The following is a 20675-nucleotide window of genomic DNA, read 5'->3' as shown; positions in this document are numbered from 1 at the left end:
ATCAGGCGGTCCGCGTGCGTCCGATGGTGGAGAACATGTTCGTCCAGGCCGTGATTTCGGCGCCTTGCCCGGTGATCCCGGAAAGCGTGTTCTGCGCGGCGATGATGAAACTCAGAACGAGCGTCAGAAAAATAATGGTGCGCAGGAAACCATTCATGTCGCCGCCGAAGATCAGCGTGGCGCCCGCGCCCACGATACCGAGAATCGAAATGGTAAATGCCCAGGGTCCCGTAACCGATTGCCGGATTTTGGTGAACCAGCCATCCGAGGGAAGGCCGCCGCCACTCGTGGCCGCCGCAATCGCGGATTGCACCGCAACCAGCAATAGCAGTGCAATCGCGAGGCCGAGTATGGTGCGGTTGCTGATATCGAAGCGGAGCCGAATGAACTGCATGTGAAGGATGTCCTCAAAGAATGCGATGCATTTCCGCTGGCGTGCGGAAGCGGGAAACCATCGTGGGCAGCGTCTGCATCGCCATAAACGTTTGATCCCACATGTGGGTCTGTAGAAGTGGATCACGGCGCCTAAAGGTTGCGGGTCATATAGCCGCCATCTTCATATCCATCGATTGCAATAATTTCCTGAACGCGGCGACCGCATGCGACTCTGGCGATGTGGACGATGATATGAACCGCCTCGCCGATCAGGGGCTCAATCTCGTCGGGTGCCGCATCGTTACGGGTCACGAGCGATTTGAGGCGAATCAGTGCGGCATGCGCGTCGTTGGCATGTAGGGTGGCCGCACCCCCCTCATGGCCGGTGTTCCAGCAATCGAGCAGGTCGAGCGCCTCGGCGCCGCGTACCTCTCCGACCACGATCCGGTCCGGACGCATCCGTAAAATGGTCTTCAGCAGCAGGGTCATCGTCACGTCGATCGTTGTGTGGTACGCCACCTTGTTTCCGGCCGTGCACTGCAATTCGCTGGTGTCCTGGAGGAGAGCGAATCGCTCGTATGGATCGTTCTGGACCATTTCATGCAGGACGGCATTCACCAGAGTGGTTTTGCCGGAACCCGTTCCGCCGATGACGAGGATGTTCCTGTGGGCCTTGACGGCGGCTTTGATGACAACGGCCTGGGAAGGGGTCAGGATGCCCGATTCGACGTATTGGTCGAGCGTGAAGATCGAAACAGCCTTCTTGCGTATGGCGAAGGTAGGCGCTTCGACGACGGGAGGAAGCTGCCCGGCGAAACGCGAGCCGTCGGTCGGAAGCTCGCTTTCAACGAGAGGCGTTGCGCGGGTAATGGTTTTGCCATGGTAGCCAGCGACGGTCTTGATCACGGCTTCGCCTCGTTGCGCGGTCATCGTGCCGATTTGCTGCATCCTTTCCCCCAAGCGTTCTTGCCACAATGCCCCGTCGGGATTCAACAGCACTTCGACTGTTTTCGGGTCCGCGAGAGCGTGCATCACTGTCGAACCGAGGTCGCGACGAAGTTTTTCCACCGCGCGTGCACGAACCGATGCCTGAAGATTTTCGTCCTCCATCGATGAGATATCCTAACGATAATCACGGGAGAGTTGCCAACGATATACAGAAAAGAAGCGAAGTGCAATATCGTACGCCCCTGTCCGAACGGCTAGGTTATGGTCGCTGGCCGTTCAGTCCCTGTCGCACCCGCTAGCTGAAAGTGCCTGGGCGACATGGCGCAAGTCCTGCGGCAAACTTATCGGCCGTACCCTGCCTTTATCGCACGACGAGCATTCGTTCGCTTGCGTTGTCAACGCTTCGCTTTGTGGCCCGGCCGGTTGGTCCGGGCACGGAATTATCGCGGTAAGTCACTTCTCCACTCCGCAAGGTCGTGTCCATCCCGCTTGCACCGCCAATGTCCCGCCGGACACCACGCCGCAGCGGGCCATTCCTCCTGCCATGCGCGGCGATCCGCGGCGCACGGCGACAGCCCGGGCCGACGGATGCGTGGTGATCGGGAGGCCGCCGGCATTTGGCGATGGGCGGCATACCTTGCCGTCGTACGGTTTCTTCGGCTGCGTGCGACGATGCCTTTCCGGTCGGCCGGCTCGGAGAGCGGGCCAGAAGCGCCGACAGGACGGCTGGCGTCCGATGCGACGGATGGGTGTTGAACGCCTGCACAAACCAGCAGGTTTGCGATTCGGGAGCCAGCGCCGCATAGGCGACGAGTATCGTCGCCTTGCGTACCAGGCAAACCTTGCAACGTTCGAGCATGCCCCGCACGCGGACAGGGTGCAGATCGGCATCGAGGATGTCACCCGCGCGCTCGGTATGCGCTCGCAAGGTAAGCAGATCGAGCGCGACGATTTCCTGGAGTGTCGTCAAGTCGTTGAATGGTGAAAGTACTGAATCGGGCCCCGGTCCAAGCGCAAATCTCCGCAGCGCTTGCTTCATTCCACGAAAGTACCATCGAACCGATCAACCTGCGGTCCCCTGACAGGGCGTCCCACGCGGCATTTTCATCGGACGTACTCGCACACGCAATGCCCTACAGTGGTATAAAAGCTGTTGAGGCGCCCGCGCCGAGGCCAGGCGTCGTGTCGAGACCGGGCGTATGGAGAACGCAGCGCGCCCTACGAACGCGCGATTTCCTCCTCCCGTTTGCCGACCGATCTGGCGCGAAACAGGCTCCCGCTCGCCGGTTCGAGCGAAACGCCGCAGCAGGCGCGATATCGCCAACCGTGGCCGGGTGGAGTGCGCCATCCGTTATTGACCTAAAAAGGTATACCGATGACAGAACAATCTTCCGCAGCACCCGTGGCACCGAAAAGCGTGCCCGCACCGCGTGACCAGCATCTTCGGGACATGGCGGACTGCATTCGATTCCTTTCCATGGACGCCGTGCAGAAGGCGAAGAGCGGTCACCCGGGCGCGCCGATGGGGATGGCCGATATCGCGACGGTATTGTTCAAGGATTTCATGCAGTTCGATGCTGCCGATCCGCACTGGATCGATCGCGACCGCTTCATTCTGTCCAACGGTCATGGGTCGATGCTGCTGTACAGTCTGCTCTATCTGACCGGTTACGCGGACATGCCGATCGAGCAATTGAAGCAATTCCGCCAGGTGGGCAGCAAGACCCCGGGTCATCCCGAATATCGGCACGCGGACGGCATCGAGCTGACCACCGGCCCGTTGGGACAGGGCATCGCGGAGTCGGTCGGCATGGCGCTGGGCGAGCGCATCATGAATGCGAGCTTCGGCAATGAACTGGTCAACCATTTTACCTATGTGTTCCTGGGCGATGGCTGTCTGATGGAGGGCATCAGCCAGGAGGCGATCTCGCTGGCAGGTCACCTGAAGCTGGGCCGTCTGATCGCGTTCTGGGACAACAATTCGATATCGATCGATGGCGCGACCAGCCTGGCGGTGTCCGACAACGAGGTGGAACGTTTCCGGGCGTCCGGCTGGCACGTGCTGGAAATCGATGGCCATGACACCGACGCCATCCGCGAGGCGATCACGACGGCGCGCGAGAACGACGGTCAGCCGACGCTGATCGCCTGCAAGACGATCATCGGTTTTGGCTTTCCGACGAAGGCGGGCACGCAGAAGGCGCACAGCGACGCGCCTGGCGAGGACGAGATCGCCGGGGCGCGCAAGCTGCTCGGTTGGAACTCGGCGCCGTTCGAGATCCCCGAGGCCTTGCTCAGCGAGTGGCGGGAGATCGGTTCGAAGGGCCGGTCCGCGCGCATGGCCTGGGCGGATCGCGTGAAACAGGCGCCGGAACCCCTGCGCGGCGATTTCGAGCGTCGCACCAAGGGCGAGCTTCCGGTCAACTGGAAGGACGCGATCGCCGCCGCGCGCCGGGAATTCATCGAGAAGGGTGGAGAACTCGCGACGCGGCAGGCCAGCGGCGCGGTCCTCAACCACCTGTTCGATGCCATCCCGGAATTGCTGGGCGGATCCGCCGACCTCACGCCGTCGAACAACACCAAGGCGAAAAACCAGGTCGAGGTGAAGCCGGGCAGCTATGACGGTTCGTACATCCACTATGGCGTGCGCGAGCATGGCATGGCCGCGGCGATGAACGGTCTGGCGCTCCACGGCGGCCTGATTCCCTACGGCGGCACCTTCCTGTGCTTCTCGGATTATTGCCGTCCGGCCATTCGTCTCGCGGCGATGATGCAGATTCGCACGACGTTCGTGATGACCCATGATTCGATCGGCCTGGGCGAGGACGGTCCGACGCACCAGCCGGTCGAGCATCTGGCGGCGCTTCGGGCGATCCCGCATCTGGGCGTGTATCGGCCAGGCGACGCGGTGGAAACGGCGGAATGCTGGGAACTCATCCTGGATCAGCCGCGCCGCGCGGCGTTGATCGCGTTGTCGCGCCAGCCCATGCCGCTGTTGCGCACCGAAGCGGGTACCGAGAACAAGTCCGCCCGCGGCGCCTACGTGCTGCTGGACGCGGAGGGCGGTTCCCGTCAACTGACGTTGCTGGCGACAGGCTCGGAATTGCATCTTGCCGTGGAAGCGCGGGAGATCCTGCAAAAGGAAGGCGTGCCGACGGCGGTCGTATCGATGCCTTGCAGGCTGCTTTTCGAGGAGCAGGACCTGGCGTACCGCAAGCAGGTGCTGGGCGAGACGCGGGCACGGGTGGCGGTCGAGGCAGCGGTTGAGCTGGGCTGGGACAAGTACCTGGGCCTGGAGGGCAAGTTCGTGGGCATGCACAGCTTCGGCGAGTCCGGCAAGATCCAGGACGTGTACGCGAAGTTCGACATCACGACCGACGCCGTCGTGCGTGCCGCGCGCGAAGTGCTGGCGAACGTGAAGGGTTAGCCGTTCATGGGGGCCGCCACTAGGCGGTCTCCGACGCGGTGGACCGGATGTAGCTGGACCACATCGCGCATCATTCGAGCGTCGACCACGCAATCAGGCTCCCAAAACCGATCAACACCGCGCCGGTGAGCCGTTTGCCCCAACGCGCGTTGCCTTCGCTTTGCAGAAGCGGCAATACGCGCGCGGCGGCCATCGCATAGCCGCCCAACACCAGCAACTTGATCGCGACGAACAGCGCGACCAGTCCGAGCAGCCTCGCCGGACCGGCACGAACCGGATCGACGAATTGCGGCAGGAGCGAGGAAAAGAACAGGATCGCCTTGGGATTGCTGATGCCGATCAGGAAGGATTTACCCCACAGCGCACGATCCGACGCACGACGAACGGTGTCCACCGGGTGGCGGGTCGCCCCACGCGCGCCGAACCACTGGTTCGCGCCGAGCCAGATGAGATACAGCGCGCCCGCCACTTTCAGGGTGGCGAACCATCGGGGATGGGCGAGCAGCACCGCGTCGACACCCAACAGCGACAGCAGCGCGAGCACGCCGATCGCCAGCAGGTCGCCGGTGAGAATGCCGACCGCGCGTGACCAGCCTAGCGCCACGGCGTTGTTGACGACGAAGACCGTCGAAGGTCCGGGCGAACCGACCTGCACCACGCAGATTCCGAAAAACAGCAGTGTGTGCGCGAAAGACATGGATCGAGCCAACCGAAAGAGTGAGGAAAAGCCGGGCAGAGCGACCAGCCCCACGATGAGGCCTTTATGGTCTAATGCATAGACCCGTTTGACCGTTACTGGAGTGGACCGCTATGGCGCGCGGCAAAACGCCGATTCCGCTGGATCTGCCATTGCTCGCCGCGCAGCCGGTGAAGGACGGCTGCGTGACCAAGCAGGAGGGCGCCTACCGCGCGCTGCGCGACGCGATCCTCGAGCGTCTGTTGCCCCAGGGCACGCGATTGCCGTCGAGCCGGGTGCTCGCGCAGCGCTGGCGGTTGTCGCGCGGCACCGTCGAGTGCGCGTTCGACCGGTTGCGGGCGGAAGGGTATGTGACGCGGCTGGGCGGATCCGGTACGCGCGTGTGTGCGGTGATCCCGGACAGTTATCTTCGACCCGCGCCGGGTCGGGCAGGGGGCGCGGACGCGGGCCGGGTCGCGTCCACGCCAAGCCCCCTGTGCGGCGTGGTCGAGGCATCGGCGGTGGGTGCCTCTATGGCCGGGGCACCGAAACTCGGAGCGCCGGAGGCCGAAACGGCGGTCCGTGGGATACCGGCGCCTGCCGCGCCCGTCACGGCGGGCGCGCAGGTCGGCGTGCCCTTCGTTGCGAAGCTCGCGAACCCGCGGCTTTTCTCGACCGCCACCTGGGTGCGGCATGTGCAGCGCGCGGTCGCGGCCGCCTCGCCCGAACAGTGGAGTTCGGCGCAAGCGAACGGGATGGCGGCCCTGCGGGAGCAGATCGCCGGCACGCTGCGCCTGCACCGCGGCATCGCGTGCGGGGCCGACGACATCATCGTGACGACGGGCATTCGCCATGCGATCGATCTGATCGCGCGCAGCCTGCTGGGTCCGGGTGACAAGGTGTGCGTCGAAGATCCGGGCTATCGGGCGGTGCAGTCGATTTTCGAGCTGGCGGGCGCCGCGCCGGTGCATGCGCCCGTGGATGACGAAGGCATCGATATCGACGTGATTCGCGGCCACGACGCGGTGCGCCTCGCCTATGTGACGCCCGCGCATCAGTCGCCCCTGGGCGTCACGATGTCCGCGTCACGGCGCCTGGCCCTGCTCGATTGGGCCGCGTCCCGCGATGCATGGATCGTCGAAGACGACTACGACAGCGAATTCAACTACCAGAGCTCGCCGCTGCCCGCGTTGAAAGCGATCGACCGCGCGGATCGCGTGATCTACTGCGGCAGTTTCAATCAGGCGCTGTTCTCGAATCTGCGCATCGGCTACATGCTCGCGCCGCCGGATGTACGTACGCGCGTGCTGGCGTTGTGGCGGACCATCGGACGATCGGTCGGCGTCACCGAGCAACTGGGACTCGCGGACTTCATCCGCGGCGGCGCGTTCGCGCAGCACCTGCGGGTCGCCCGGATCGAATATCTCGCATTGCGCGACATCGTGCTGCGAGAATTCGCGGCGCTGGCGCCAGGCCGGTACGGGATCTCCGGCAGCGAGGCCGGTTTTCATTTCATTTTATGGCTGCCACCCGGGTGGCGCGAGGCGGCATTTTGCGACGCGGCGGCGGACGCGGGCGTCGCATTGCAGGCGCTGGGCTCCCTGTGTCACCGGGTCGTGCTCCCGCCGGCGGTGGTCGTCGGCTATACGGGGCTGCGTCCCACGCAGGCGCGTTTCGCGGCACGCAAGCTGGGGCGCCTGCTGGCAAGCGAGCCGCCGGTTTCGCCCGGGACGTGATCGACGCTGCGCGTGACGCCTCGCCGCGCGACCGCCGGCGACGCTGGACGAGCGTCGCCGCGCGATGCATGCGGCCTCCTTTTGGTACGATCCGGCATAGACATGTCAATCCTGCCTCTTCGTACCATGGCGATCACGCGCACGACCATCCTCGGCCTGGCGGCCAGCCTGTTCATCGGATTTGGCCAGGGACATGCGGCCGAAACGTATTACGTCGACCCGAATTCCAGCGCAGCGGCCTGGGTACGACAACATCCGGACGATCCGCGTGCGCAAGCGATCGCCGCGCGGATCGCGCGGGTTCCCGCCGCACGCTGGTTCGGCGACTGGAACGCGGACATCGGCGCGGCGGTGGCGAAATTCGTGGACGCGGCCGCCGCCGCGCAACGGGTGCCGATGCTGGTGGCGTACGACATTCCCGATCGCGACTGCGGTGGCGCATCCACGGGCGGCGCGACGGACGCCGATACGTATCGGCACTGGATCGACGCTTTCGCGCGCGGCGTCGGCGCAAAGCCCGCCATCGTCATCGTCGAACCCGATGCGTTGGCCCAGGCCGAATGCCGTCACTCGCGTGAAGCCGGTGAAGCCCGGTTGGGTTTGCTGCACTACGCGCTGTCGAGCTTGCGACGCAATGCGCCCGGCGCGAAGGTGTACCTGGACGGCGGCAACGCCCACTGGGTTCCGGCAGCGGAAATGGCGCGGCGAATGGAGGCTGCCGGAATACGGGAAGCACGAGGCTTCGCCTTGAACGTGTCCAATTTCCATCCCACGGGGGAGGGGGTTGCATATGCCGCCGCGATCAACGCCGCGTTGGCACAAGGTTATGGTTTTACGAAGGCCGTCGTCATCGACACCAGCCGTAACGGCAACGGGTCCACCGGACAGTGGTGCAATCCGCCGGGCGCCCGGCTGGGTGAGACGCCGGTCGCCCAGTCGGCCCGGCTGCTACTGGTCTGGGTGAAAGGTCCGGGTACGTCCGACGGGCCCTGCGGGGTCGGACCGTCGCTGCGCGCGGGGACGTTCAGCCCGGATCTGGCCATACGGTTGATCGAAGGGCGGTGATACGCCACGCGCCGGTGCCGCATGCCGATGCTGTCGGGAATGGCGCCGAACGAACGATGTCTTGCCGCGGCCGTTCTTTCCGGATCCCTGCGTGACGCCCGGTGCGTTCACGACCTTGATCGCCCGGCGGTCAATATTTCGTTATGCAGAATATGACGTTTTCTTCGCGCTGGCACCGCGATGAGGGCACCGCGATGCACGTTCCCGCCGGGTCGCCACGTGCCCGCACGGCTTCCGGATCGTGCAACGCGAGAGGCGCTGCTGCACGGGGTCCGGGAACCGAGGAAAGCAGGGGCACGCGGTGCCGGATCGGTGCGGTCGACGTCCGGTGTCGTCGCGCATGAATAGGCACCCCTGCCACGGTCAGCGTCGGGAACGGGATTTGCTGCACTGTCCGGCGTACCTCCGTCGACATCGGGCTGTGGCACGATGTATCCTGAGCGGATTCTTGGCATACGAGATTGCGTGGTCGTGAAAAAGCGTGGGTCCGGTATTTTTTTGCGACAAACGCGCACCGAGCGTCCGATCGTCTGGCCGTCCCCATTCATAAATATTCTCACCCGTGTCAGAACATAACGAGAACGTTTCGAGGTCGGACGCAGCGCAATGGCTGGCACCGGGCACGCAGGTCGCGGACCGGGCCCGCCTGCCGTTCGAGAGCCGGGCGCGCAACGCACTGATCGAACTCAACGCCCGTTTGCTCAGCCTGGAGGAACCGGCGGACCTGTCGTTTGCCGCCGCGGAGATCGCCGCGCAGACGCTGGGCGTCAGCCGCGCCGGCTACGGAACGGTCGACAAGGCTGCCGAAACGATCACCATCGAACGAGACTGGAATGCGCCGGGCATTCTCAGTCTGCGCGGCGTGCTCAAATTTCGGGATTTCGGCTCCTATGTCGAGGATTTGAAACGGGGCGACACGGTGGTGTTCGCCGACGCGGAACTCGACTCACGTACCGGCGCCACCGCTTCGGCGCTGAAGGCGATCAGCGCCCAGGCGGTCGTGAACATGCCCGTGTCCGAGCAAGGCGGATTGGTCGCGCTGTTTTACCTGAATCACAAGGACGCACGCGAGTGGACGGAAGACGAGTTGCGTTTCATCCGCGACATTGCCTCGCGAACCCGAAGCGCCGTCGAGCGGCGCCGGGCCGAACACGCGTTGCGCGACCTCGCCATGTCTCTCGAATCCAAGGTTCAGGCTCGCACCGCCGAATTGCACGCCAGCGAGGCGCGGATGCGGGCGGTTTTCGAGACGACGTATCAGGTGCAGGGTCTGCTGTCGCCCGACGGCGCGGTGCTCGACGCGAATCAGACGGCGATGCGTTTCATCGGCGGGAGCCTGGACGATGTCATCGGTCTCCCGTTCTGGGATACACCGCTGTTTGCCACGACGTCGGGCACGCCGGAGCGTATCCGCGCGGCCATCGTGGCGGTGCGCAACGGCCAGGACTTCCGCGGCGAAGTCGTGCTGGATCTGCCAACCGGTACCCGGACGTTCGACCTGTCCATCCGCGCTTCGCGCGACCGCCAGGGCACGATCGTCGCGTTGGTGCTCCAGGGCGTCGACATCACCGAGCGTCGGCTGATCGAAGAGGCCCTTCGACAATCCCAGAAAATGGAAGCGGTCGGGCAGCTCACGGGCGGTCTCGCGCACGATTTCAACAATTTGCTGATGGGCATCACCGGCAGCCTGGAAGTCTTGTTGATACGGCTGGCGCAGGGCCGCACCGACGAACTCGAGCGATACGTGAACGTGGCGAAGGCCGCCGCGAAACGGGCCTCCGCGCTGACGCATCGCCTGCTGGCCTTCTCCCGCCGACAGACGCTCTCCCCGAAACGCACGGACGTGAATACCTTGGTGTCGGGGATGTCCGAATTGATCCGCCGCACGATGGGACCCGGCATCGTGATCGAGGCCGTCAGCGCGGCCGGACTGTGGACGACGCTGATCGATCCGCATCAACTGGAGAACGCGTTGCTGAATCTGTGCATCAACGCGCGGGACGCGATGCCGGATGGCGGCCGGCTCATGATCGAGACCGGCAACACATGGCTTGACGAACGCGCGGCGGCGGACAGGGATCTGCCTGCCGGGCAATACGTCTCCCTTTCCGTAAGCGATACCGGCTCGGGCATGCTTCCCGAGGTAGTGCGGTGTGCATTCGATCCGTTTTTTACGACCAAACCGCTCGGCATGGGAACGGGACTGGGTCTCTCGATGGTGTACGGCTTCGTTCGGCAGTCCGGGGGGCAGGCGCGCATCTACAGCGAACCCGGCAAAGGGACCATGGTATGTCTTTACCTGCCGAGGCATGCGGGCGACGCCGAACTCGACGATGCGCCGCTTCCCGAGCCGCAAATGGCGCGCGCGCATGACGGCGAGACGATACTGGTGGTGGATGACGAACCGGCCATCCGCATGCTCGCCAATGAAGTGCTCGCGGATCTGGGCTACCGGGTGCTGGAGGCCGGCGATGGCGAGGCGGCTTTGAAAATCATCCGCTCTTCCGCCCGTATCGATCTGCTCGTCAGCGATGTCGGTTTGCCAGGCGGCATGAACGGGCGCCAGGTGGCCGAGGCCGCGCGGGTCGAGCGGCCGGCGTTGAAGGTGCTGTTCATCACCGGATATGCCGAGAACGCCGTCCTCAGCCATGGCCATCTCGACGTGGGCATGCATGTCCTGACCAAACCGTTCGCGCTGCAGACGCTGGCCGATCGCGTAAAAACGCTCATGGGCGGTGCCTAGGGCGGTCGATTCGCGCGCCACGGCGCGGTCGTGCGACGGCCGGGCGCGTATCGGGGTGCCTATCCGGGCGCGTATCGGGGTGCCTATCCGGGTGCCTATCCGGGCGTGACGGCCGGTGGCGAACGGATCCGGTCGCGCCGCCGCTCACCCCTGCCGGGGCGAGGTCGCGTCCACGTACACCCATGCCGCGATCCCCGAGGCCAGCACCACGCGGTCGCGTCGGTAGGCGCTGACCTCGTAATCGTCCGATTGCCTCAGTTCCTCCGGGGTGATGGCGAATACCATGCCTTCCACCTTGTCTTTCGCATCGCCGCTGTAGCGGACCACCGGGTGATGTGTCTTGCCGCTGGTCGCGACGACTTCGGGGTCGTCGATCCGAAGCATGTCGAGAGAGAAACCGGGCATCTCGTCCGCTTTGCCGTCGAGCTTGCGGCCGAACGTGGCGAGTTGCACGGGTTCGAGTTGCAGCGTGCCGTATGAAAAGAGATTTTCCGTGGCGGTCGGATCGGTCTGGGTCATCGTGAATGAATTGACGGAAAAGGGGAGGGGAAGGAAATTTCCGACAGAATACGGATTTACCTGGACGGTGTACAGTCGCCGCAACGTTCCCGATGCCGCCGCCCGGGCGACTTTTTTCCGGCCGAGGCGCACGTGCTCTGCGCATGACACCCGCCGCCGCGGTCTCGACAGAGGACAGGACGATCGATCATGAAGGAATGGCGCATCGCATTGCCGATGTACGGCATTACGCCCGTGGCGCGCGCGAACCAACGGCATCTGCTCGAGCGCCTGACAGGCGTGCTCGAGGAGCGCGGATGGACGGAGACGATTCGCATCGTCGACCCGCCGGCGCCGCTCGCGACGCACTGGCTCGACCCGGGGTTGCTGCTGTCGCAGACTTGCGGCTATCCCCTGATGACGACATTGCGGGACCGCGTCGCGCTGCTCGCCACGCCCCGCTATGACTGCGAAGGCTGCGCCGGGGGGGAGGCGGCGAGCCGTTTCGTCGTGCGGGCGGATGCGCCCGGAGACACGCTGGTCGATTTCCGTGGTGGTGTGGGGGCGGTCAACGGCATGGATTCGAACAGCGGCATGAACGTTTTCCGGCATGCGCTCGCGCCGCTGGCGCAAGGCCGCCCCTTTTTCTCGAAGGTGGTGCTCACGGGCGGCCACCGCGCCAGCGTGGACAACGTGCTCGCGGGAGATGCCGACATCGCGGCCATCGACCCGGTGACCTGGAGCCTGCTTGCGCAGGACGGCGGCGGCAGGCTCATGGGTTTGCGGACCCTGGGGTTTTCCACGCATGCGCCGGGGCTTCCGTTGATCGGCTCGCGTCTGCTGGGCGAGCCGCAGCGCGCGATGGTGCGCGACGCCCTCGATACGCTGGCGCAACGCGAGGCCGGGTTACTGCGGACATTGTGCATCGGCGGCTTTCAGGCGGCGAACTGGACGGACTACGAGCGTATTCTGGATATCGAGCGCGACGCGTTGCGGCATGGAACGGCAAGCGTTTTCGCAGAGGGATGGCCATAGCGGAGCCAAGAGCAGGAAGGCGAGCGGTGGACGGTGCGTTATCTCGAATAGTGTCGTAACCGGTTCATTTCGTGCATTGATTGATCTGCGGAAAGCAGTCGACGATCCGAGTCGGGGGACCAGGATGCGTGGCCCGGATGGCAAGAAGCGCTGGATCGTGTGTCATCCTCCTTCGCATGACGGGGGATGACAAGCGACATTGGCATGCTCGGCCGTCTCTCGCGTGGTGATCGCCGGGCGAAATTGCCGTGGCGAGGGCGCGCGGTTTTCCCGTTCGCATCGAAGCTAATGCCGAATCGTTCGTTGCCGGCGCGTTGGGGGCGGCGAACAATGGCATCGTGACACGCGCGGGGCCGACCGGCCGGCGCGTGCGCATACCGGGCACGTATCGGGCATGCAGGGCCGGTGCGCGCCGGGAAACCGCTTCGGGAATCTGACTTGGCCGACTATTTCGACCCCATGCACCAGGCCGCGGTGGGCCGGATGCGCCGCGGTCTGACCGCGCGCACGGAATGGCCCACCTGGGCACTCGTGCTCGTCATCTACGGCGGATGGCTCGGCACGATGACGGCGTTGCACCGGCACGCGCTGCCGCCCTGGCTGGCGACGCCGCTGCTGATCGTGCTGACCGTCTGGTATCTGTCGCTGCAGCATGAACTGCTGCACGGGCATCCCACGCGTTCCGTCATCTTCAATAAAATGCTCGGCTTCGCGCCGCTGGCGGTCTGGTATCCGTACACCTTGTACCGGGACAGTCATCTGCGGCATCACCGCGACGAGGACCTGACGATGCCCGGCATCGATCCGGAAACGAACTACGTGCATCCGGATACGTGGCGGGCGATGCGCCGCTGGCGTCGCGCGCTCTGGCACGCCAGAAAAACTTTCCTCGGCCGGTTGCTGCTCGGCGCGCCGCTGGCCGTCGCGGCGATGGCGTGCGATGCGTTGCGCGCGTTGCGCCGGGGCGAACTGCATTATCTGCCGATGTGGCTGACCCATCTCGCGGCGGTGGGCGCGCTGCTGTGCTGGGTCGCCCGCTACACGGGCCTGCCCGCCTGGCATTACCCGCTGCTGGTCGCCTGGCCGGCGCTCGCGCTCGCGATGGTGCGCTCGTTCTACGAACATCGCGCCGCGCCCGGCGCCGCCTCGCGCATTGCCATCAACGAGGCGGGCCTCTTCATGCGTTTGCTTTACCTGAACAACAATTATCATCTGGTGCACCACGACCTGCCGGCGCTGGCGTGGTATCAGTTGCCGACGGTCTACCGGATGCGCCGGTCGGCCTATATCGAGAAAACCGCGGGGTTCTGGATCGAGGGCGGGTATTGGTCGCTGTTCCGCCGGTACGCGCTGCGGCAGATCGATGGGCCGGTCCATCCGTTCGTCGTTTGTACGGACGGCGCCGAGCCCGGTTCGACCGGTCGCTGACGCGTCCACGGTGGGCGGCCATCAGCCGGATCGGCACGCTCGGGGCGCAGAAAGCGGATGCGTGCCCGACCTGCTGGGAAGACGCCGCCGCCGGTCCGGCCGTTCTCCGGTTTGTTTCCCGCCTCGTTCTCCAGGACCCCGGCGCCGAAGATGCGGGCGTAGAGGGCGGCAGTGGCGGCGGGTGCCGACGAACGGAACACGAAGCCCGCGATGTCCGTCACGCCGTTCGGATGCCCGCGCCATTCGTCCCGCCAGATCAGCTGCGGCGTGAACGCCACGCCGCTCACGCCGGCCGCGGCACGGTATCCACTGCATCCAGTGCGCGCACCGCCGCGCGCGTGCGGCGCGCGGGATGGTGATCGGGAAGAAAGGCGCCGCGCCCGTGGAGCTTTTCCCGCAGCGTGCCGGGGGTATAGGCGGTCTGCATCAGCCCACGACGCTGCAGTACCGGCACGACCTCGTCGACGAATTCGTCCCACCATCCCAGCGTCGCGACCGGAAAGACGTTGAAGCCATCGACGCCGGCCGCGGCGTAGCGTTCGACCTCGTCGGCGATCTGCTCCGGCGTGCCGGCGAAGCGCGCCGAGTTGGTTTCCTTGAGCAGGTCGCCGAAGGTGAAGGCGTGTTTCGGCGCGGATTCGACGAAGGCGCGCACGTTGCCGCGCACGTGATTGGTCGCGAGCAGGTCCGACAAGGGGCGCGCCGGATCGATGTCGGCCAGATCCACCCCGAGACTGCCGCTGTAGAACGCCTGCAACGCTTCCAGGCTCAGCCACGCCTTGATCTCGCTGCGGCGCCGCAGCGCTTCGGCCTCGGTGGGGCCGATGACGGGCGCCAGCGCGACGATGATCTTCAGTTCGTCGTCCGCGCGTCCGAGCGCCCGCGCCCGGGCGCGCAGGTCCGCGACCGTACGGGCGGCGCTCTCGGGCGTGCGCGAGGCGATGAACGTGGCTTCCGCGTGGCGCGCGGCGAAGTCGCGCCCGGCCTCGGAGCCGCCCGCCTGGAAAAGCAGCGGCGTGCGCTGCGGCGACGGCTCCGACAGATGCGGCCCTTCCACCGCGTAGCGCGCGCCGCGATGATGGATTTTGTGGACCTTCGCCGGGTCGGCGAAGACGCCCCGCTCGGGGTCCGCGACGAGCGCGTCGTCCTCCCAGCTCGCTTCCCACAGCTTGTAGGCGACATCGACGTATTCCTCCGCCCAGCGATAGCGTTCGTCGTGATCGGTGAGCCGCGCCGCACCGAAATTGCGCGCGGCGTTGTCGAGATAGGACGTCACGATGTTCCAGGCGACGCGCCCCCCGGTCAGGTGATCGAGGGTCGACATCTTGCGGGCGAAATCGAAGGGATGACTCTGGATGACGGAACTGGTGACGGCGAAACCGAGATGTTCGGTGGCGGCGCCCAGGGCGGAAACGATGCTGGCGGGATCGAGGCTGGGAAACTGCATGCCGGTGCGGATGGCGGTGTCGCCGTTGCCGCGGAAGGTGTCGTAGACGCCGACGACGTCGGCCAGGAATACCGTGTCGAACTTGCCGCGTTCGACGGTGCGGGCGAGGTCGATCCAGGGCTGGAGCCGGTGGTAGTCGCGCTGGATGCGGCCGTCCGGATGGCGCCAGTAGCCATGCGTGTGGTGGTTCGGCGTGATGTGGGCGAAGGCGTTGAATAGCAGGCGTCGGGTCATGGCGGCAGAGGGGCGGAAAGTGGAAAGGGCGCGACGGCGCGAGCCGCGCACCCGTGAGGCGCGGGTGGCGCCGTGGCGCGTGATCTTCAGTGACCGGTGGCCGCCTGGACCTGGGCGGGCGTCCAGGGCATGACCGGGGTTTTCTCCCACGCGCTGAACGGCGTGACGTCGTCGACGACCTCGTGCCCGCCGGCGACGTGTCCGGCGAACGCCCAGATGTTCTCCTGGCGCGGCATGCCTTCCACCGGCGCCTCGCGGGTGAAGTCGATGGGATGCAGCACATCGACCGCGAAATGCCGGTCCTGACTCACGCGCTCGCGAAAGCTGTCCACGGTCACGGTGGGCAGCTCGCGGGCGATCTGCGCGAAAGTCCAGACGGCGAGCCAGTCGGTGGTGACGCTGCCGTCGGTCGGGCCCTTGACCGCGCCCTGCGGATCGTATTTCGCGAGTTGTCGCTGGTATTCGGCCCAGGTTGGAAAACGCCGGGCGTCCTCGCCTTTTTCCAGCGCGATCGAGTTGGGGAAGGGGGCCTTGCTCAGCGCGGCGAGCGTGGCGTTTTCGATCACGTTGTTGCTGCTGACGAAGGGGATCGTCACACCCTGCTGCGCAGCCGCCTCGACCAGCAGCGTCTGTTGCTCGGGCGGATACAGCATGCCGCCCCAGACGTCCGGATGCAGCGCCTTGATCTTCGCGACATACGGCGCGAAATCCGTGGTGCCGGGAGGAATCTCGACGATCCTGACGTCGGAGACCCCCGCCTGCGCGTAGCCGAAGCGGGCGGTGCCCTGGTAGGTCGTGTTGCCGAGCATCGAGACATAGACCGCGCTGTGCGCGCCGAAGCGCCGGGCGCCCAGATACGCGCCCTGCGCGGCGCCGGCGGAATTCAATGCCGTGATGAAGGCAAGCGGATTGCGGATATCGGCCTGGTTGCTGCCCATCGGGAACCAGGCCGCCATCTTCCGGGCGCGCAGGATCTTGTCGACGCCATTGCCGCTGTTGCCGCCGATCAGCGTGATCGCGCCCGCGTCCGCCAGACGCCTGGCGCAGGCCAGGCTCGCCGCGGCCTGACCCTTCGTGTCGCAGATATCGACGACAAGCCGGCGGCCGCGGATGCCGCCGCTGTCGTTGACCGCGCGCGCGGCGATCTGCGCGACGCGGCCGGGGTCGGTGACCGCGAACGGCGAATTGGTCTGCGCGATGATGAAGCCGACAAGGATCGTGGGGGCGTTCGCATCGACGGGCGCGGCGACGGCGGAAACGGCGGCAGGTGTCACGGCGGGTGCGGTGGATGCGGCGCTCGCGAGCGCGGGCGACAGGCCGGCGAGAAGCGTCGCCGACAGCATGGCAAGCGGCGTCGCAACACGTGCCCCGATAAGTGCGGACTGTCGCGAGCGGTGATGGCGACGAGGGAATCTGGACATCATGGAGTGCGGGTATCCCGGTGGAAGGTTGGAAAAAAAAGGGCGCGGGCGTCAGACGTCCACCGGCAGACCCAGGTAGATGGCTTCGATCTCGGCGGCGCGGCGCAGCAGTTCGTCGCGGTGCAGATGCAGCCGCACCACGCCCTCGCCGATCACCGCGGCGTGGGTGGCGATGCGTTCGGCGATATGGATATGCTGTTCGACCGCGACGACGGCGATGCCGTCGCGCGCGGCCTGCGCGAGCACGGCGTCCACGACGCGGCGCGACATCGAGGGGCTGAGGCCGAATGTCAGTTCGTCGAGCAATACCAGTTGCGGCCGGCGCAGCAGTGCCCGGCCGACGGCGAGCATCTGCTGTTCGCCGCCGCTGAGCTGCCCCGCGGCCACCGTCATGCGGCGTTCCATCTCGGGAAACAGTTCCAGCAATTCCTTGCGCGAGACGCCGGCGAGCCGCAGGTTGTCGGCCACGCTGAGCGAGCCCGACAGGCTGCGCCCCTTCACCACGAGCCCGAGCGCCTGACGCATGCGCGCGTGCGGGGGTCCGCACAGCGGCTGTCCGTTCAGCAGGATTTCGCCTTGCGTGTTCGGGACGAAACCGGCGATCGCGAGCAGCGTGGTGGATTTGCCCGCGCCATTGCGGCCGAGCAGCGTCAGGACGTCGCCAGCCGCCACGTTGAACGTCACGTCGCGCAGAACCTGGCGCCGGCCATAGGCCGCCCGCAGGCCGCGCACTTCCAGCACGGGGCGGCTCATGCCCCGGCCTCCACGGGGCGGGGGGCGGAATGGGCGTCGGGACCCGCTTCGGGACCCGCGGCGGCGGTACCGGCGTCGCGATCTTTTTCGGGACGGCTGTCGCGGCCGGGGTCAGGGGGGGCGTTGCGACGGCCGGCGGGCGCCACGTCGGGCGACGGTTCGCCGAGATAGGCGCGTATCACCTCGGGACGGCGCAGCACTTCGGCGGGCGGGCCCTGCGCGATGACGCGCCCGGCGTCCATGACGATCACCGTGTCGCATGTCGCCAGCACCACGTCCATGTTGTGTTCGACCAGCAGGATCGCGATACCGAGTTCGCGCGCTGCCGCGCGGATCGCGTCGATGACATGCCGCCGCGCTTCGGGGCTGAGCGCCGCGGCCGGTTCGTCGAGGCACAGCACGCTCGCACGGGCGGCGAGCGCGCGCGCCAGCGTGACGCGCGCGTGCCAGCCCAGCGAGAGGGCGGCCACGATCTGGTCGAGGCAGGTGTCGGTGCCGGTCAGCGCCGCCGCCGCGGCGACCACTGCACCGGGCGCGGCGGCGGCGGAAGACACGCTGTGTCGCGGGCGCGGCTGAGCGCGGGCGACGTCGGCCGCCGCGAGCAGGTTCTCGCGCACGGTCAGGTCCTCGAACAGCAGATGGTCCTGGAAGGTACGGGTGAGGCCCCGAGCGACGCGCGCGTGCGGCGCGAGCGCATCGAGCGCGGCGCCGCTCACGCGGACCTCGCCGGTACGGATAGGCACGAAACCGGTGATGGCATCGATCAGGCTGCTTTTGCCCGCGCCGTTCGGACCCAGGACACCCAGCACCTCGCCCGGACGAATCGTCAAGCTGACATCGTCGACCACGACGATGTGTCCATACCGCACGCTCAGATGGTCGACCTGCAATGCGGCAGCGTTCGCGCCGCCGGGCAACCGCGGCCGCAGCGTGTGGACGAGCGCGGCGCGATCCGGCGGGGCGGCGCATGCCGCGGCGTTGGGTGCCGTGCTTCGGTGTCGATGGCCGTGCCGCGGCGCCAAGCCCAGCCGCGCCGCGCCGCGCAGGAATTGCGCGACTACGCCGTCCGGTTCGCCGAGCAGCACGAAGACGAGGTTCGCCGCCAGCAGCAGCGCCAGCCAGTCGTTGACCCGGGGTCCGAAAGACAACCACTGCGCCAGCAGCCCGCCCGGCACGAAAACCCCCGTGAGTACGCCGCCAACGAGATAGCCGGCGCCCGACAGCACCGTCATGCTGATCAGCGCGAGCGAATCCGCGTACAGAAAGCCTTCGCCGAAGCGCTGTCCGCCCACGGTGCCGCCCTGCAGCGCGAGAAGCGCGCCGGCGAGACCGGCGAGCGCTGCCGCGACGGTCATCGCGAGCTGTTTCGCGCGGGGCACGGAGACGCCGCTGGCGGCGGCGCCGCGTTCATCGGAGCGGGCGGCGAGCAGACGCCGTCCGGCGGCGCTGCGTCGCAGTGCCGCGAGCAGCAGTCCGGCGGCCAGCACCAGCGCCCAGGCGAGCAGGGCGAAGCGCTGCGGCGCCACCGCGTTGTCGAAGGACAGGCCAAGAACCGACATGTCGCGCACCGTCCAGCCGGTGACATCGTTGACGAGACGGCTCGATGTGAACGCGCCGGTTTCCACGATGGCCGTGATCGCCAGCGTCGCGATCGTCATGCCGATGCCGCGCAGCCGTGCGGTGACGCCGCCGATCACGCCGCCCGCGACACCCGCGGCCCCGGTGGCAAGCGCCAGCGTCAACGGCAACGATGCGCCCCGCTGACTGACCCAACCCGCGAACAGCATCGACAGCGCCGCGAGCGCCAGCGGCAGCAGGCTGATCTGTCCCGCGTAACCGGTCGACACGACCACCGACAGGCCGACGAGCGCGAAGATCGCCGTGAGTGCCAGGGTGTCGGACCACTGGTCGGGGAGCGCGGTGGCCGCGGTCACGACGAGCGCCGCGCCCACCGCGATACCCGGCCAGCTCACGTGCCCCGATCCGACGCGGAACAGACGCGGTGCATCGACGGTGCCGCGCCCGGGCAGATGGCGTCCCGCGATCACCAGCGCGAGCAGCGTCACCGCGTAGGGCAGCGATTTGCCCACGCCCGGCGCCACGCCGAAACCGATCGCCAGGGACTCAACCAGGCCCGCGAGCAGGCCCACCGGCAGCGCGATCCAGAAGTGGCGAAAGGCGGCGATCAGTGCCGCGCCGAGCGCGGGAATCACGAGCGTGCTGAGCGCGTTCGGGCTCAATGCCGTCACGGGCGCGAGCAGGATGCCGGCCGCGGCGGCGAGCACGCCGCTGATCGCCCAGGCGCATGCCCCCCAGGGATGCGGCGAATAGCCGAGCGACTGCGCGCCCATCGGACTGTCCTGCAACGCCGTGGTCACCCGCCCGAAGCGGGTGTATCGAAACAGGCCGTGCAGCGCCAGCGTCAGGAGCGTGGCCGTGACCACCAGCGCGATCGACAGGTCGGGCACGGGGGTGCCGGCGATGCGCGTGGCGCCGGGGAACAGGACGCTGTCGACCCGCTCCTGCTGATTGGTCCAGAAGATGCGGACGACGGCCTGCAGCATCAGCAGCAGGCCGAGCGTCACCAGCGTTTTCGTCGTGGCCGACGCGCCGATCAGACGGCGGCCGACGAACGCGTAAAAGACGACGCCGATCAGCGCGCCGACCGCGAGTCCGAGGACGACGGCCGCCCAGAGCGGCACGCCCGCATGCGCGTAGAGTTTCCAGAACGCGTAGGTCGACGCCATGCCGATCGCGCCTTGCGCGAAGTTGACGACGCCGGTGCCACGGTAAACCGCCACGAGTCCGAGGGCGATCAATGCATAGGCGCCCCCGGTGGTGAGGCCAAGCAGGGAGAATTCGAGGAACTGGGACATCGGTGTGGCGAGG

15 protein-coding genes are annotated in these 20675 nt (G+C 66.7%); 6 read left to right on the top strand and 9 right to left on the bottom strand.

Features of this window, described 5'->3' with window-relative positions; all coding sequences use genetic code 11:
- Position 1: 1 nt before the first annotated feature.
- The 3 genes from OVY01_RS05695 to OVY01_RS05685 all read right to left on the bottom strand — a co-directional run bounded on the left by OVY01_RS05695 (position 2) and on the right by OVY01_RS05685 (position 2293).
- On the bottom strand, positions 2 to 394 hold the full coding sequence (locus OVY01_RS05695) for a TrbC/VirB2 family protein (protein WP_267846319.1): 393 nt from the start codon (positions 392 to 394) through the stop codon (positions 2 to 4).
- Between the two features lie 131 nt (positions 395 to 525).
- Positions 526 to 1485, bottom strand: a complete 960-nt coding sequence (trbB, locus tag OVY01_RS05690; RefSeq protein ID WP_267846317.1) for a P-type conjugative transfer ATPase TrbB — start codon at positions 1483 to 1485, stop codon at positions 526 to 528.
- 199 nt (positions 1486 to 1684) lie between these two features.
- The gene (locus OVY01_RS05685) at positions 1685 to 2293 is read right to left on the bottom strand and encodes a hypothetical protein (RefSeq protein ID WP_267846316.1); all 609 of its coding nucleotides are present in this window, start codon (positions 2291 to 2293) and stop codon (positions 1685 to 1687) included.
- 405 nt (positions 2294 to 2698) lie between these two features.
- On the opposite strand from OVY01_RS05685, the gene tkt reads away from it, so the two are divergent.
- Positions 2699 to 4750, top strand: coding sequence for a transketolase (gene tkt / locus OVY01_RS05680; protein ID WP_267846314.1), 2052 nt, complete (start codon positions 2699 to 2701; stop codon positions 4748 to 4750).
- A 70-nt stretch (positions 4751 to 4820) separates the two neighbouring features.
- On the opposite strand, the gene OVY01_RS05675 is transcribed toward tkt, so the two are convergent.
- Positions 4821 to 5447, bottom strand: coding sequence for a LysE family translocator (locus OVY01_RS05675; protein WP_267846312.1), 627 nt, complete (start codon positions 5445 to 5447; stop codon positions 4821 to 4823).
- Between the two features lie 113 nt (positions 5448 to 5560).
- Here OVY01_RS05675 and OVY01_RS05670 point away from each other — a divergent pair, with 113 nt between their 5' ends.
- The 3 genes from OVY01_RS05670 (at position 5561) to OVY01_RS05660 (ending at position 10970) form a co-directional block, all read left to right on the top strand.
- Positions 5561 to 7162, top strand: a complete 1602-nt coding sequence (locus tag OVY01_RS05670) for an aminotransferase-like domain-containing protein (RefSeq protein ID WP_267846310.1) — start codon at positions 5561 to 5563, stop codon at positions 7160 to 7162.
- 126 nt (positions 7163 to 7288) lie between these two features.
- On the top strand, positions 7289 to 8227 hold the full coding sequence (locus OVY01_RS05665) for a glycoside hydrolase family 6 protein (protein WP_267846309.1): 939 nt from the start codon (positions 7289 to 7291) through the stop codon (positions 8225 to 8227).
- A 562-nt stretch (positions 8228 to 8789) separates the two neighbouring features.
- Positions 8790 to 10970: a response regulator gene (locus OVY01_RS05660; RefSeq protein ID WP_267846307.1), complete on the top strand. Its 2181-nt coding sequence runs from the start codon at positions 8790 to 8792 to the stop codon at positions 10968 to 10970.
- A 144-nt stretch (positions 10971 to 11114) separates the two neighbouring features.
- Here the strand turns inward: OVY01_RS05660 and OVY01_RS05655 are convergent, their stop codons facing one another.
- Positions 11115 to 11489 carry a gamma-glutamylcyclotransferase family protein gene (locus tag OVY01_RS05655; protein WP_267846305.1) on the bottom strand — a complete coding sequence of 125 codons (375 nt, stop codon included), beginning with the start codon at positions 11487 to 11489 and terminating at the stop codon, positions 11115 to 11117.
- 189 nt (positions 11490 to 11678) lie between these two features.
- Here OVY01_RS05655 and OVY01_RS05650 point away from each other — a divergent pair, with 189 nt between their 5' ends.
- Together OVY01_RS05650 and OVY01_RS05645 are read left to right on the top strand one after the other, a co-directional pair.
- Positions 11679 to 12503: a phosphate/phosphite/phosphonate ABC transporter substrate-binding protein gene (locus tag OVY01_RS05650; protein WP_267846304.1), complete on the top strand. Its 825-nt coding sequence runs from the start codon at positions 11679 to 11681 to the stop codon at positions 12501 to 12503.
- 438 nt (positions 12504 to 12941) lie between these two features.
- Entirely contained in the window at positions 12942 to 13931 is a 990-nt protein-coding gene (locus tag OVY01_RS05645; RefSeq protein WP_349293490.1) for a fatty acid desaturase, read from the top strand.
- A 283-nt stretch (positions 13932 to 14214) separates the two neighbouring features.
- Here OVY01_RS05645 and OVY01_RS05640 read toward each other — a convergent pair whose 3' ends face one another.
- From OVY01_RS05640 to OVY01_RS05625, 4 genes are all read right to left on the bottom strand, one after another.
- Entirely contained in the window at positions 14215 to 15612 is a 1398-nt protein-coding gene (locus tag OVY01_RS05640) for an LLM class flavin-dependent oxidoreductase (protein ID WP_267846303.1), read from the bottom strand.
- An 86-nt stretch (positions 15613 to 15698) separates the two neighbouring features.
- A complete protein-coding gene (locus tag OVY01_RS05635) occupies positions 15699 to 16955 on the bottom strand; it encodes an ABC transporter substrate-binding protein (RefSeq protein WP_267846302.1) in 1257 nt (418 codons plus the stop codon).
- A gap of 129 nt (positions 16956 to 17084) precedes the next feature.
- Entirely contained in the window at positions 17085 to 17786 is a 702-nt protein-coding gene (locus OVY01_RS05630) for an ABC transporter ATP-binding protein (RefSeq protein ID WP_267846300.1), read from the bottom strand.
- Positions 17783 to 20662 carry an ABC transporter permease subunit gene (locus OVY01_RS05625; protein ID WP_267846298.1) on the bottom strand — a complete coding sequence of 960 codons (2880 nt, stop codon included), beginning with the start codon at positions 20660 to 20662 and terminating at the stop codon, positions 17783 to 17785. Before OVY01_RS05625 ends, OVY01_RS05630 begins: the two co-directional genes overlap by 4 nt.
- Positions 20663 to 20675 lie beyond the last annotated feature (13 nt).

The organism is Robbsia betulipollinis (assembly GCF_026624755.1).
Classification (GTDB): domain Bacteria; phylum Pseudomonadota; class Gammaproteobacteria; order Burkholderiales; family Burkholderiaceae; genus Robbsia; species Robbsia betulipollinis.
Note: the sequence above shows the minus strand (reverse complement) of the source record. Positions and strands in the feature narration are given on the sequence as shown.

Bases quoted from the DNA above. Each gene is read 5' to 3' on its own strand.
- OVY01_RS05695 (WP_267846319.1), bottom strand. From the start codon at position 394: ATGCAGTTCATTCGGCTCCGCTTCGATATCAGCAACCGCACCATACTC.
- trbB (WP_267846317.1), bottom strand. From the start codon at position 1,485: ATGGAGGACGAAAATCTTCAGGCATCGGTTCGTGCACGCGCGGTGGAA.
- tkt (WP_267846314.1), top strand. From the start codon at position 2,699: ATGACAGAACAATCTTCCGCAGCACCCGTGGCACCGAAAAGCGTGCCC.
- OVY01_RS05675 (WP_267846312.1), bottom strand. From the start codon at position 5,447: ATGTCTTTCGCGCACACACTGCTGTTTTTCGGAATCTGCGTGGTGCAG.
- OVY01_RS05670 (WP_267846310.1), top strand. From the start codon at position 5,561: ATGGCGCGCGGCAAAACGCCGATTCCGCTGGATCTGCCATTGCTCGCC.
- OVY01_RS05665 (WP_267846309.1), top strand. From the start codon at position 7,289: ATGGCGATCACGCGCACGACCATCCTCGGCCTGGCGGCCAGCCTGTTC.
- OVY01_RS05655 (WP_267846305.1), bottom strand. From the start codon at position 11,489: ATGACCCAGACCGATCCGACCGCCACGGAAAATCTCTTTTCATACGGC.
- OVY01_RS05650 (WP_267846304.1), top strand. From the start codon at position 11,679: ATGAAGGAATGGCGCATCGCATTGCCGATGTACGGCATTACGCCCGTG.
- OVY01_RS05640 (WP_267846303.1), bottom strand. From the start codon at position 15,612: ATGACCCGACGCCTGCTATTCAACGCCTTCGCCCACATCACGCCGAAC.
- OVY01_RS05635 (WP_267846302.1), bottom strand. From the start codon at position 16,955: ATGCTGTCGGCGACGCTTCTCGCCGGCCTGTCGCCCGCGCTCGCGAGC.
- OVY01_RS05630 (WP_267846300.1), bottom strand. From the start codon at position 17,786: ATGAGCCGCCCCGTGCTGGAAGTGCGCGGCCTGCGGGCGGCCTATGGC.
- OVY01_RS05625 (WP_267846298.1), bottom strand. From the start codon at position 20,662: ATGTCCCAGTTCCTCGAATTCTCCCTGCTTGGCCTCACCACCGGGGGC.